Source organism: Burkholderia sp. IT-111MI5, from assembly GCF_949752865.1.
Classification (GTDB): domain Bacteria; phylum Pseudomonadota; class Gammaproteobacteria; order Burkholderiales; family Burkholderiaceae; genus Burkholderia; species Burkholderia pyrrocinia_C.
Genome location: NZ_CATKIF010000055.1, coordinates 386,467 through 399,511, shown reverse-complemented (window position 1 = coordinate 399,511; position 13,045 = coordinate 386,467). Strand labels below are relative to the sequence as shown.

Below are 13,045 nucleotides of genomic sequence, written 5' to 3'. Positions count from 1 at the left end.
TTACCCCCGGCTCTTGAACTGCTGAACGGCGTTCAGGCTGGTGTTCAGGTTCGGCACCGCGACCGTCAGCGATGCGCCGTCAACCTGCTTGAGCAGATCCTCGACGGTCTGCGTGTCCTTCGACGCCTGATCGAAATACTTCCCGAGCGACGCCTGCGCGGCGTGCAGGTCGGCCTTCATCGCACTGTCGTTGCGCGCGAGCAGCGACAGCCGTGCGGTGAGCAGGCGCAGCTTCACGTTCTCGCGCACGAAGTAGCCCTGGTCGGGCGACGCGAGCATCGCGTCCGCGTTGTCGATCCGGCGCACCTGCACGAGGCCCTTCAACTGCTGACCGAGGCCGGCCGAGAAGTCGTGCCACCAGACCTTCCAGCGCGGCGCGCCGGCCACGGCCGTCGATGCGGCGTCGGCCGGCGCGGCCTTCGGCGCCGCATGCGGCACGATCGCCTCGCCGGACAGCGGCAGCGCGTCGATCTTGGCGATCGCGTCGTCGAGCTTGATCGCGAGGCCCGTGAGATCGGCCGCCGGCGCGGCCTTCAGCTTCTCGATGTCCAGCGCGAGCGCCTTGCGCACCGTGACGGCCTGCGCGCTCTGCGACGTCGCGAGACGCGCGTCGGCGTTCTGCAGCGCGATCAGCGCGAGCTGCGTGTTGCCCGTCAGCTGAAGCTGCTGGCTCGCGCTCGACAGCATCTGGTCGACTTCCTCGAGCATCCACGCATCGCGGTTGCGCGACAGGTCCTGATATTGCTGCTGCAATGCCTGCTGCGCGCTCTGCGCGTCGGCGAGCTTGCCGTCGAGCTGCGCGAGCTGCGTGTCCACCTGGTGCGTGCTCGCGAGCGCCTGCTCGGTCTTCATGCGCGTCTCGGCCGTCTGCGCGTCGAGCGCCTTCTGGCGCGCGACGAACGTGCCGTCGAGCCGGTCGATCTTGCGGTTCAGCGCATAGCCGCCGACGCCCGCCGCGCAGCCGACCACGACGACGACGAACCACAGCAGCGCACTGCCGCCGCGGCGCGCGCGCGGCTCGGGCGCAAGATAAGGAGGACTGGACGGCGGTGCGGATGCAGCGGCCGGCTGGGAAGCGACGCTTTTGGAATCGTTGGTATCTGTCATGCGTTTAGTCACCGGTGCGGCTGTCGCCGGTTGGACGGCCTCGTCGGCCATCGTTCGAAACGCGCGGACGATGCGCTCATCGCCCGCGCCGGTCAGCGTAATCCTATCAAAACCCAATGCGCGCGCGGTCTGCTCGATCCGCGGGTGCGGCGTCACGAGCGGCGCATGCTTCAGCGCGTCGATTTCGGCATCGTTCAGGTGCGCCCGCGCGAGTTCGTGCAGGTTGCGCACGCCTTCCGAGCTCGTGACGAGCCACGCATGCGGTGCGCCGTCGAGCAGCGCATGCACGCGCTCCCATGCGCCGACGCGCGGCTCGGGCACGACGCGCCGGTACGCGGCGACGAGCGTGACGTCCGCGCCGGCCTCGCGCAGCCGGTCTGCAAGCCATTCGCGCCCGCCGTCGCCGCGCACGATCAGCACGCGCTTGCCCGCCAGCGCCTGCGCGCCGCCGAACGCGGCCTCGATGCACGCGAACAGGCTTTCCGAATCGTAACGGGGCACGCCGCCGTCGGCCGGCGCGTGCGGCGCGATCACGCGATGCGCGGGCGCGGCGATGCCGTGCCGCTCCAGCGCCGCGACGCTGCCGGGCCCGACCACGCCGACCGGCAGCGCGTTCGGCCAGATCGCGCCGTACTGCGCGAGCGCGCGGTCGATCGCGTTCGGCGACACGAAAATCACGAGCGCGTAGTCGGCAAGCGCCGCGAACGCGGCGTCGAGCGGCGCCGGATCGTCGACCGGCGCGATGTCGATCAGCGGGAATTCGAGCACGTCGCAGCCGGCATCGGCCAGTTGCGACGCAAGCGCGTCCGACTGGCCGTCCGGGCGCGTCAGGACAGCGGTGAACGCGCGCGCGCCGCCCGCCATCAGGCGTCGCCCTTGCCGGCCTGCGAGCCGGCGAGCAGCGCCTTGACGATGTCGAGCGCGCCTTGCGCCTCGAGCTCGTCGGACACCGCGCGGCCGAGCGCGAGCGCATCGGCGACGGTCATGACGGCTCCGCACTCCTCGGCCGTCAGCACACGCTTGCCGTCGGTCGTCGACACGCGGCCCGTCAGATACAGTTCGCCCGCGCGCCACACCGCGTGCGCGGCAAGCGGCACCTCACAGCTGCCGCCGAGCGCGCGCGACACCATCCGCTCGGCCTCGACCGCGAGCGCGGTCCGCGGGTCGTGCAGCGGCGCGAGCCATGCGGCGACGTCGTCGCGGTGCGCGGCGATCTCGATGCCGAGCGCACCCTGCCCGGCCGCGGGCGGGCTGGTCTCGACGTCGAGCAGTGTGCGGATCCGCGCTTCGAGGCCGAGGCGCTTCAGGCCGGCGGCCGCGAGAATGATCGCCGCGTAGTCGCCGCGGTCGAGCTTCGCGAGGCGCGTATCGAGATTGCCGCGCAGCGGCAGCACGTCGAGGTGCGGATAGCGCGCGCGCAGCATCGCTTCGCGGCGCAGGCTCGACGTGCCGACGACCGCGCCGGCCGGCAGCGCGTCGAGCGACGCGTAGTCGTTCGACACGAACGCGTCGCGCGGGTCCTCGCGCTCCATGATCGCGGCAAGCGAGAAGCCGTCGGGCAGCGCCATCGGCACGTCCTTCAGCGAATGCACGGCGAGATCGGCGCGGCCGTCGGCCAGCGCGCTCTCCAGTTCCTTCACGAACAGGCCCTTGCCGCCGACCTTCGACAGCGTGCGATCGAGAATCTGGTCGCCGCGAGTCGTCATCCCGAGGATTTTCACGTCACAAGCTGGATATAATTTGCGCAGCGCATCACGCACATGTTCGGCTTGCCACATCGCCAGGCGGCTCTCGCGCGAAGCAATCGTCAACGTCGCGGGCGGCTGTGCCTGTTGCGGCCCGGCCGCAAGGGTCTCGGAATTCATTGCTGGAACATCGAAGGACGGGATTGAAGACCGAACAATGGTAGCACGCACGCCCCGGCCCGCCCGGGCCCGGAGCCTGCGCCCGGCCGGCCGCCGAGCGGGTCGCGGCGCCGATGCGCGGATGTGCCGCACGTAGCTGGTTGCTTGACCGCAGTTCCCGCAGTTTCGCAGTTCCTTTTGACTCGAGCTTTCCCAAGGAAACCCATCGTGAAGTCTTCCGGATCGGCGCGTACGGCGCGCCGCAATGCTGCCCTGTCCTCCTCCGACGCCCCGACGGACACCGTCGCCACCGCCGCGAACGGCCGTGCGAAAACGGCAACGAAACCGAAAGACCCGATACGTCAGACAAAACGCACGACGAAAGCCGCCGGCCCCGCTGCCCGCAAGGCCGGCGCGCCGAAGTCCGGCACGCGCACGCGCGAGGACAAGGACGGCCCGCTGTTCGAGGACATCCGATTCCTCGGCCGCCTGCTCGGCGACGTCGTGCGCGAGCAGGAAGGCGACACCGTGTTCGACGTCGTCGAGACGATCCGCCAGACCGCGGTCAAGTTCCGCCGCGAGGACGACAGCGAAGCCGCGCAGACGCTCGAGAAGAAGCTGCGCAAGCTGACGCCGGAGCAGACGGTGAGCGTCGTGCGCGCGTTCAGCTATTTCTCGCATCTCGCGAACATCGCGGAAGACCGCCATCACAACCGCCGCCGCCGCATCCACGCGCTGGCCGGCTCCGCGCCGCAGCCCGGCACGGTCGCGTACGCGCTCGATCAGCTGAAGACGACCGGCAACGCGTCGAAGCGCCTGCTGCAGCGCTTCTTCGACGATGCGCTGATCGTGCCGGTGCTGACCGCGCACCCGACCGAGGTGCAGCGCAAGAGCATCCTCGACGCGCAGCACGACATCGCGCGCCTGCTCGCCGAGCGCGACCAGGAGCTGACCGCGCGCGAGCGCCAGCACAACGAATCGATGCTGCGTGCGCGCGTGACCGCGCTGTGGCAGACGCGCATGCTGCGCGACGCGCGCCTGACGGTGGGCGACGAGATCGAGAACGCGCTGTCGTACTACCGCGCGACCTTCCTCGACGAGCTGCCCGCGCTGTACGGCGACATCGAGGCCGCGCTCGCCGAGCACGGCCTGTCCGCGCGCGTGCCCGCGTTCTTCCAGATGGGCAGCTGGATCGGCGGCGATCGCGACGGCAACCCGAACGTGACGGCGCCGACGCTCGACGAGGCGATCAACCGCCAGGCCGCGGTGATCCTCGAGCACTATCTGGAACAGGTGCACAAGCTCGGCGCCGAGCTGTCGGTGTCGAACCTGCTGGTCGGCGCGAGCGATGGCGTGAAGGCGCTCGCGGCCGCCTCGCCCGACCAGTCGCCGCACCGCGTCGACGAACCGTATCGCCGCGCGCTGATCGGCATCTACACGCGCCTTGCCGCGAGCGCACGCGTGCGCCTGGGCGAAGGCACGGTGCCCGTGCGCAGCGCGGGCCGCGGCGCGCCGCCCGTGCGCGCGATCCCGTATGAGGATTCCGAAGCGTTCGTCGCCGACCTGAAGGTGCTGACCGCGTCGCTCGACGAACACCACGGCACGTCGCTCGCCGCGCCGCGCCTCGCGCCGCTCGTGCGCGCGGCCGAAGTGTTCGGCTTCCATCTCGCGAGCATCGACCTGCGCCAGAGCTCCGACATCCATGAAGCGGTGGTCGCCGAGCTGTTCGCGCGCGCGGGCGTCGAGGCCGACTACGCGGCGCTCGCCGAGGAAGACAAACTCCGCGTGCTGCTCGCCGCGCTCGCCGATCCGCGCCCGCTGCGCTCGCCGTACTTCGAATACTCGGCGCTCGCGCAGAGCGAGCTCGGCGTGTTCGAGAAGGCGCGCGAGGTGCGCGCGCAATTCGGCGCGCGCGCGGTGCGCAACTACATCATTTCGCATACGGAAACCGTCAGCGACCTCGTCGAGGTGCTGCTGCTGCAGAAGGAGACGGGGCTGCTCGAAGGCGCGCTCGGCGTGCCCGGCGGCCATGCGAGGAACAGCCTGATGGTGATTCCGCTGTTCGAGACGATCCCCGACCTGCGCGACGCGTCGCGCATCATGCGCGAATACTTCGCACTGCCGGGCGTCGACGCGCTGATCGCGCACCAGGGCGCCGAGCAGGAAGTGATGCTCGGCTACTCGGACAGCAACAAGGACGGCGGCTTCCTCACGTCGAACTGGGAGCTGTATCGCGCGGAACTCGCGCTCGTCGACCTGTTCCGCGACCGCAAGATCACGCTGCGGCTGTTCCACGGCCGCGGCGGCACGGTCGGCCGCGGCGGCGGCCCGACCTACCAGGCGATCCTGTCGCAGCCGCCGGGCACCGTGAACGGCCAGATCCGCCTGACCGAACAGGGCGAGGTGATCGCGAGCAAGTTCGCGAACCCCGAGATCGGCCGGCGCAACCTCGAGACGGTCGTCGCCGCGACGCTCGAGGCGTCGCTGCTGCCGCAGTCGAACGCCCCTGCGCAACTGCCCGCGTTCGAGGCTGCGATGCAGACGCTGTCCGACTCGGCGATGGCCGCGTACCGCGCGCTCGTCTATGAAACGCCGGGCTTCACCGACTACTTCTTCTCGTCGACGCCGATCACCGAGATCGCCGAGCTGAACATCGGCAGCCGCCCGGCTTCGCGCAAGCTGCAGGATCCGAAGCAGCGCAAGATCGAGGATCTGCGCGCGATTCCGTGGGGCTTCTCGTGGGGCCAGTGCCGGCTGCTGCTGACGGGCTGGTACGGCTTCGGCAGCGCGGTGAGCGCGTATCTCGACGGCGCGCAGGATGAAGCCGAGCGCACGAAGCGCGTCGCACTGCTGAAGAAGATGAACAAGACCTGGCCGTTCTTCTCGAACCTGATGTCGAACATGGACATGGTGCTGGCGAAGACCGACCTCGCGGTCGCGTCGCGCTACGCGCAGCTCGTCTCCGACCGCAAGCTGCGCAAGCACGTGTTCGAGCGGATCGTCGCGGAATGGGAACGCACGTCGAACGCGCTGGCGGAAATCACCGGGCAAGAAGGCCGCCTCGCGACCAACCCGCTGCTCGCGCGCTCGATCAAGAACCGCTTCCCGTATCTCGATCCGCTGAACCACCTGCAGGTCGAGCTGATCAAGCGTCACCGCGCGGGCGACACGAACGCGCGGCTGCGCCGCGGGATTCACCTGACGATCAACGGGATCGCGGCCGGCCTGCGCAACACGGGCTGATCCGCATGCGGCGCGGGCCCGTTCCGCGCCGGCCGGCATCGCAAAAGCCGCGCTACGCCACCGTACCCACGGTGCGTAGCGCGGCTTTTTTCATCGGGAGGCCGCACGGCACCGGCGTGCCGCGCCGGCCGGCCCGGTCAATGCGCGTCGATCAGCAGCGCGTCGTGTTCGAACGAACCGTCGGGCCGCACCGCGTAATAGCCGCGCACCTCGTCGGGTGCATGTGCCCACAGCGCGCGAATGCCGGCGACGCTGTCGGCCGGCGTACGGATGCGCGCGACCCACGTGTCGAAATCGATCGGCAGCCGCCAGCGGCTATGCACGTGCGCGTCGAAACCGGCATCGCGGAACATCGCGAGCCATTCGTCCGCGCGGTAGTCGCGCACGTGCGACGCGTCGCGCAGCACTTCGGCGGCCTGCAGGTACGTGTCGAGCAGCGGATGGTCGTTGCCCGCAATGTCGATCATCAGCACGCGGCCGCCCGGTTTCAGCACGCGGCGCACCTCGGCGAGCGCCGCGCGCATGTCGTGCCAGTGGTGCGCGCTCATCCGGCTCACGACCCAGTCGAACGTCGCCGTGTCGAACGGCAGCCGTTCCGCCGGGCCCTGCTGCGTGCGGATGTTCGCGAGCCCGCGCTCGCGCGCGGCCGCATCGACGGTCGCGAGCATCGGCGCGGCGAGATCGTATGCGACCACGTCGCGCACGTGCGGCGCGACCGCGAAGCTCGCGTGGCCGGCACCGCAGCCGAGATCGAGCACGGCGGCATCGGGCGTCGCGCGCACCGCGTCGGCGAGCGTCTGCAGATCGGCGCCCGTCGCGTGGACCGTGCTGGTCAGATAGGCGGCGGCCGTCGTGCCGAATGCGTCGGCGACCTGGTCGTGGTGTTTCATCGTTCGCTCCTCTGTGCTGTCGACCGGAGTGGGCGCTTCGGCACTTGTGTCGGCTGGAGTAAGTGCTTCAGCACTTACTCCAGCCCCATGCTTCGCATCCGGCCCCTGCAACGCGTTTTGTGGGACGCCCGCTGCCTGCCAGCGCGCGAGCCGCTACAATAGGCTTGCGTTTGTACCAGTACAAGTTAAGCAGTTATTCTGGTATTCGATACACCTGTCTGATCGTTGCCGCATCCTCGCTTCCACTTCGCCGTTTCCGCATGAACCAGCCGTCCTCTGCCCCTGTCCCGCCGCTCGACGCCACGCCCGCCCGCGCGCTCGGCGAATTCATCCGCGCCCACCGCGAGCGGCTGTCTCCGCAGGCCGTCGGCCTGCCGCCCGGCCCGCGCCGCCGCACGCCGGGGCTGCGGCGCGAGGAAGTTGCGCAACTGTGCGGCGTCAGCCCGACCTGGTACACGTGGATCGAACAGGGTCGCCCGGTGTCGGCGTCGGCCGACGCGCTCGCGCGGATCGCCGTCGCGCTGCAGCTGTCGAAGGCCGAGCGCGCGTACCTGTTCGAACTGGCCGCGCAGCGCGATCCGGCCGAGCCCGACGTCGCTGGCGGCGACCTGCCGCCGACGCTCGCCGCGACCGTCGCGGCGATCGCGACACCCGCGTACGTGCTCGACCGGCAATGGAACGCGCTCGCGTGGAACGCGCCGGCCGCCGCGCTGTTTTCCGGCTGGCTCGACGGCGAGCACGACCGCAACCTGCTGCGCTTCACGTTCATGTCGCCGGCCGCGCGCACGCTGATCGTCGACTGGGAAACCCGCGCGCGGCGGCTCGCGGCCGAATTCCGCGCCGATTCGATCCGCCACCTGGCCGACGCGCCGACCCGCGCGCTGATCGACGCGCTGACTGCCGGCAGCGACGCGTTCGCGCAGTACTGGGCGTCGCAGGACGTGTTCGAGCGCGAAGGCGGCCTGCGCGAATTCGACCATCCGGCCGACGGCCGCCTCGTGTACCAGCAGATCACGCTGAAGCCCGCGCACCGCGAGGACCTGAAGCTGGTCGTACTGGTGCGCGACTGAGCCGGCTCAAAAACTGATCGTCGCGGTGATCGTGTCGCTGTAGTTGCCCGGCGCGGGCGTCGCCTGCGCGGGCACGCGACCGTAGACGGTGAGCGCCTGCGCGAACCCGCTGCCGGTGCCGGTCGCCATCGACGTGCCGCCGGTGCCGTCGCCCCATGGCGTCGTCAAGCCGCTGTCCTGGTAGAGCTGATAGCCTACCGAGCCGCCGCCGCCCGAGCGCTGCATCGTGCGGGCCGCGACGTTGCCGCTGCTGCCGCCGTTCAGCGCGATCTGGAACGCATCGCCGTTCGTGCATTGCGCGCTGATCGAGCCGCTCGCCGTCAGCGCCGACGCGAGCACGCCCGTTGCGGGAAACGCAACATTCGTCGCACTGATGAAGCAATTGTTCACGATGGTCGCGTTCGTCGAATACGCGAACGTGCCCGCCGACGCCTGCGACGTGCATGGCACCAGCTGGATGCCGAGCAGTGCGAAGTTGTAGCTGTACGACGCCTGGTTCCCGGCGAACGTCTGCGAATAGAGCGTGCTGCTGTTGTTCACGCTCGGCACGGTCGGCTGGTTCGGCGCGATGCGGCCGTAAACGGTCAGGGTCGCGTTCGCGCTCGTGCCGATCCCCGGTTTCGCCAGCGTGACCGACATCGGCGTCGTGCCGCTGGCGACCGCGCCCCAGACCTGCGTATAGCCGTTGTCCTGGTACAGGTCGTACTGCATCTGGTTGGCCCCGTTCGTCATCGCGCGCGGGCTCGTGGCGCCGAGATTCAGGCAGACCAGCACGGTCGTGTTGAGACTCAACGTATCCCACGTGCACGTCACGCCCACCGTGCTGGTCGTCGTGTACGCCGCCTGCGTGATCGGGCTGACCGAACCGAAGCTCGTCGTCTGCGCGCTCACCGTGCAGCTGTCCGCCTGCGCGGACAGCCACGGCCCGCACAGCAGCGCGGCCAGCAGCCAGCACGCCACCCGACGCAGATACCGGTACGCCCGCGCGACCCGCCGCTCCGCCATGGTTTCCCCCAATAGAAAAGCATTCGTTCCGGTCGCTGCCCGGCTGCCGCCCCAACCGTTGATCCAGATCAAACCGGCCGCCCGCACAATATTCAGACAATGCAAACTAGTCCGTATTTCTACCATTGCATGCAACCAAATGCGTAGAGTAATCTAGTCAGACGAATGTGCGGTTCGGTCGACACGGCGAATCACGCGGTTCGGGCACTGCAGGCCGGGGCGATACGCCCGGAACGGCTGGAGACCATCACAATGAACGCCATCACGCGTCACGCGCTGTCCACCGCCATCGCGGCGACCATCGCACTCACCCCGGCCTGGCGCCCTGCCGCCGCCGCCGTCTATTCCAACGGCACCGCCACCGCGCAATTCAACGTCACGCTGACCATCCAGGCGAACTGCTCGGTCAACGTGAACCCGCTCGCATTCGGCACCTCGGGCGTACTGACGGCCGCGATCAACCAGCAGACCACGCTCTCCATCACCTGCAGCAACACGACGCCGTACAACGTCGGGCTCGACGCGGGCGGCGTCTCCGGCTCGACGGTCAGCGCGCGGCTGATGGCCGGCACGACGAGCGGCAACACGGGCACGACGGTCGGTTTCCAGCTGTTCCAGGACAGCGGCCACACGACGATCTGGGGGAACACGCAGGGCACCGACACCGTCGGCGGCACCGGCAACGGCTCCGCCCAGACACTCAACGTATACGGCCAGGTGCAGACGCAAGCCACCCCGAAACCGGACACCTACCAGGCCACCGTCACCGCGACCGTCTACTTCTGACCCGCCGTGGCGATCGGCCCCTGTTTTGTCGCCGCACTGTGCGCCGCGTCGGCTGCAACCGCGACGGCCGCGACGCTGCAGATTTCGCCGGTAACGCTCGAGCTGTCGCCGTCGGTCACGGCGGCGGGCGTCACGCTCAGCAATTCGGGCGTGCAGCCGATCTACGGCCAGGTGCGCACGTTCCGCTGGACGCAGGAGAACGGCGAGGACGTGCTGACGCCGACCGATTCGCTCGCCGCGTCGCCGCCGTTGCTGCAGATCAGCGCGAACGCCGAGCAGCTGATCCGCCTCGTGCGCACCACGCGCGCGAGCCCGGTCATGGAGGAAAGCTATCGCGTGCTGATCGACGAGCTGCCCGCGCCCGGCACACCGGCGCAGAACGGCATCACGATCCGCGTGCGCTACTCGGTGCCGGTGTTCGTCGAACCCGCCGCACCGCCCACCCCGCCGCAGCTTGACTGGCGCATCGAGGCCGATTCGCAGGGCCTGCGGCTGTCGGTCGCGAATCTCGGCGGCCGGCGCGCGCAGCTCTCCGCAGTGCAGCTCGTCGATGCGCACGGCAACGCGCATGAAGTCGCGCGCGGGCTGCTCGGCTACGCACTGGCCGGCAGCGTGCGGCACTGGCCGCTCAAGCTCGACGCGCGCCCGTCGCCGTTCGTGAAAGTCCGCGCGACGGTAAACACGCAACCCGTCGAGGCCCGGCTGACGCCGCGCTGAATCCGGCGCTGGCGCCCTCCCGCCCCGTTGCGCGTGCCGACGACGCGACATGCCCATCGAACGACGCCTGCCAGGCGCTACGCGTGGCTCGCCGCCCTCACGCTGGCGCTGCGCGCGGGCACCGCAGGCGCACAGCCGGCCCCCGAGCTGCCCCCTTCCGCGGCCCCGGAGCCCGGCGTGCTGTACCTCGACGTGTCGATCAACGGCGAGCCGACCCGCCGGATCGCGCGCTTCCGGCAGGCCGACGGCCACCTGTTCGCGGCGTCGGCCGACCTGAACGACCTCGGCATCGCCAGCGGCGACCGCGCGCAGCCGCTGTCGAACACGCCGGTCGCGCTCGACGCGCTCGCGGGCCTGCGCTACGACTACGATCCGGGCCGCCAGACGATCGACCTGCACGTGCCCGACGCGCTGCGCATTCCGCACACGTTCGACGCGCGCGGGCTCGCCGCCACACCGCCCGCGACGTCCGGCCGGGGCATCGTGCTGAACTACGACGCATACGCGCAGACCGCCGCGCATGCGCCGCTCGCGGTGTGGACCGAGGCGCGCTACTTCGATCCGGCCGGCGTGTTCAGCAACACCGGCATCGGCTACTTCCGTCGCGACGGGCAGCGCTACATGCGCTACGACACGTCGTGGACGGTGTCCGACCCGCGCACGCTCACAACGACCCAATTCGGCGACACCATCTCGTCGTCGCTGTCGTGGACCCGCTCGCTGCGCATCGGCGGCGTGCAGTGGCGCAGCAACTTCGGCCTGCGCCCCGATCTCGTGACCTTCCCGGTGCCGGCGCTGTCGGGCAGCGCGGTCGTGCCGTCGGCGGTCGACCTGTACGTGAACAACGTGCGCCAGTTCAGCGGCAACGTGCCGGGCGGCCCGTTCGTGATCAACAGCGTGCCGGGCATCACCGGCGCCGGCAACGCGACGGTGATCACGCGCGACGCGCTCGGCCGCACGATCGCCACGTCGATCCCGCTCTACGTCGACACGCGCCTGCTCGCGCCCGGCCTCGCCAGCTATTCGGTGGAGGCGGGCTTCCTGCGCCGCGCATATGGCCAGGACGCGTTCGACTATGCGCGTACGCCGGCCGCGAGCGGATCGGTGCGCTACGGCGTCACCGAGCGGCTGACCGCCGAGGCACACGCCGAGGCGACGAGCGGCGTCTATAACGCCGGCGCGGGCGTGCTCGCGCGCATCGGCGGCGGGGGTGTCGCGAACGCGTCGCTGGCCGTCGGCGCCGGGCGCTTCTCCGGCGCGCAGGCCGGCCTCGGCTACCAGTACGTGACGCCGCGCTTCTCGGTCGACGCGCAGACGCTGCGCGCGTTCGGCGGCTACGGCGACCTCGGCGCGCGCGAAGGCACGCCGGTCGCGACCGTCAGCGACCGCGTGACGGTGTCGTTCCCGTTCCTCCGTGCGCAGACGCTGTCGTTCAGCTATCTCGGCCTCAAATACCCGGGCGCGCCTGCATCGCGGATCGGCTCGGCGGCGTGGTCGGTCAACGTCGGGATGCTCGCGTCGATGACCGTCAGCGCATTCCAGGATTTCCGGCAGCACAACGCGCGCGGCTTCTTCGTCAGCCTGAGCGTCGGCCTCGGCGACAACACGTCGGTCGCGGCGAGCGTCGGCCGGCAGAACGGCGAGTCGACCCGCGCGGTCAGCGCGTCGCGCGCGCCCGACTACGACGGCGGCTTCGGCTGGAACGTGCAGGCCGGCGAGAACGGCCCGCTGCGCTACGGCCAGGGGCAGCTGCAATACCTGGGCCGTGCGGGCCAGGTCACGCTGCTCGGACAGTCGTTCGGCGGACAGCACGACGCGTCGGTCGACGTGACCGGCGCGCTCGTGCTGATGAACGGCCAATTGCTGACGTCGCGCCGCATCGACGACGGCTTCGCGCTCGTGTCGACCGATGCCGGGCGCGTGCCGGTGCTGCACCAGAACCGGCCGATCGGCGAGACCGACCGCACGGGCTACCTGCTGGTGCCCGATCTGAGCGCGTACCAGCACAATCGCGTCGCGATCGACGGCACGACGCTGCCGGCCGATGCGCGCATCGCGGACACGACGCTCGACGTCGTGCCGCAGGCCCGCTCGGGCGTGCTCGCGCGCTTCCCGGTCACGCGCTACCGCGCGGCGTCGATCGCACTGCGCACGCCGGACGGCGCGCCGCTGCCGCCCGGCCTCGACGTCGTGCACGTCGAAAGCGGCCAGCGCACGATCGTCGGCTACGACGGCCTCACGTTCGTCGACGGCCTCGTCGCGAACAACCGCCTGGAAATCTCCGGCGGCGGCCACGACTGCGTCGTCGTGTTCTCGTACCGGCGGCCGGACGACGGCACGCTGCCGCGGATCGGCCCGCTGACCTGCACGCCCCGCTAGCCCG

The 13,045-nt window shown here is 70.2% G+C and carries 9 protein-coding genes; 5 read left to right on the top strand and 4 right to left on the bottom strand.

The window, feature by feature from the left end; all coding sequences use genetic code 11:
- A complete protein-coding gene (gene hemDX / locus ACM6JT_RS29045; protein ID WP_034178740.1) occupies positions 1 to 1,971 on the bottom strand; it encodes a fused uroporphyrinogen-III synthase HemD/membrane protein HemX in 1,971 nt (656 codons plus the stop codon).
- Positions 1,971 to 2,972: a hydroxymethylbilane synthase gene (gene hemC / locus ACM6JT_RS29040; RefSeq protein ID WP_034178741.1), complete on the bottom strand. Its 1,002-nt coding sequence runs from the start codon at positions 2,970 to 2,972 to the stop codon at positions 1,971 to 1,973. The genes hemDX and hemC overlap by 1 nt, the downstream gene beginning before the upstream one ends.
- Before the next feature lie 207 nt (positions 2,973 to 3,179).
- Here hemC and ppc point away from each other — a divergent pair, with 207 nt between their 5' ends.
- Complete coding sequence (gene ppc, locus ACM6JT_RS29035; protein WP_034178742.1) at positions 3,180 to 6,194, top strand: phosphoenolpyruvate carboxylase; 3,015 nt, start codon at positions 3,180 to 3,182, stop codon at positions 6,192 to 6,194.
- A gap of 137 nt (positions 6,195 to 6,331) precedes the next feature.
- On the opposite strand, the gene ACM6JT_RS29030 is transcribed toward ppc, so the two are convergent.
- A complete protein-coding gene (locus tag ACM6JT_RS29030) occupies positions 6,332 to 7,084 on the bottom strand; it encodes a class I SAM-dependent methyltransferase (protein ID WP_105392938.1) in 753 nt (250 codons plus the stop codon).
- Between the two features lie 260 nt (positions 7,085 to 7,344).
- Here ACM6JT_RS29030 and ACM6JT_RS29025 point away from each other — a divergent pair, with 260 nt between their 5' ends.
- On the top strand, positions 7,345 to 8,154 hold the full coding sequence (locus tag ACM6JT_RS29025; protein ID WP_034178744.1) for a helix-turn-helix transcriptional regulator: 810 nt from the start codon (positions 7,345 to 7,347) through the stop codon (positions 8,152 to 8,154).
- Positions 8,155 to 8,160: 6 nt separating this feature from the next.
- Here ACM6JT_RS29025 and ACM6JT_RS29020 read toward each other — a convergent pair whose 3' ends face one another.
- Positions 8,161 to 9,159: a spore coat protein U domain-containing protein gene (locus tag ACM6JT_RS29020; protein ID WP_105392940.1), complete on the bottom strand. Its 999-nt coding sequence runs from the start codon at positions 9,157 to 9,159 to the stop codon at positions 8,161 to 8,163.
- 252 nt (positions 9,160 to 9,411) lie between these two features.
- Between ACM6JT_RS29020 and ACM6JT_RS29015 the strand changes: the two genes are divergently transcribed.
- The 3 genes from ACM6JT_RS29015 to ACM6JT_RS29005 are packed head-to-tail and all read left to right on the top strand — an operon-like array spanning position 9,412 to position 13,041.
- A complete protein-coding gene (locus tag ACM6JT_RS29015) occupies positions 9,412 to 9,945 on the top strand; it encodes a spore coat U domain-containing protein (RefSeq protein ID WP_034179402.1) in 534 nt (177 codons plus the stop codon).
- A gap of 6 nt (positions 9,946 to 9,951) precedes the next feature.
- Positions 9,952 to 10,662, top strand: coding sequence for a molecular chaperone (locus ACM6JT_RS29010; RefSeq protein WP_175749806.1), 711 nt, complete (start codon positions 9,952 to 9,954; stop codon positions 10,660 to 10,662).
- A 33-nt stretch (positions 10,663 to 10,695) separates the two neighbouring features.
- Positions 10,696 to 13,041: a fimbria/pilus outer membrane usher protein gene (locus ACM6JT_RS29005; RefSeq protein ID WP_414857750.1), complete on the top strand. Its 2,346-nt coding sequence runs from the start codon at positions 10,696 to 10,698 to the stop codon at positions 13,039 to 13,041.
- Positions 13,042 to 13,045 lie beyond the last annotated feature (4 nt).

Coding starts and splice junctions, on each gene's coding strand:
- hemDX (WP_034178740.1), bottom strand. CDS start 1,971: ATGGCGGGCGGCGCGCGCGCGTTCACCGCTGTCCTGACGCGCCCGGAC.
- hemC (WP_034178741.1), bottom strand. CDS start 2,972: ATGAATTCCGAGACCCTTGCGGCCGGGCCGCAACAGGCACAGCCGCCC.
- ACM6JT_RS29030 (WP_105392938.1), bottom strand. CDS start 7,084: ATGAAACACCACGACCAGGTCGCCGACGCATTCGGCACGACGGCCGCC.
- ACM6JT_RS29025 (WP_034178744.1), top strand. CDS start 7,345: ATGAACCAGCCGTCCTCTGCCCCTGTCCCGCCGCTCGACGCCACGCCC.
- ACM6JT_RS29020 (WP_105392940.1), bottom strand. CDS start 9,159: ATGGCGGAGCGGCGGGTCGCGCGGGCGTACCGGTATCTGCGTCGGGTG.
- ACM6JT_RS29015 (WP_034179402.1), top strand. CDS start 9,412: ATGAACGCCATCACGCGTCACGCGCTGTCCACCGCCATCGCGGCGACC.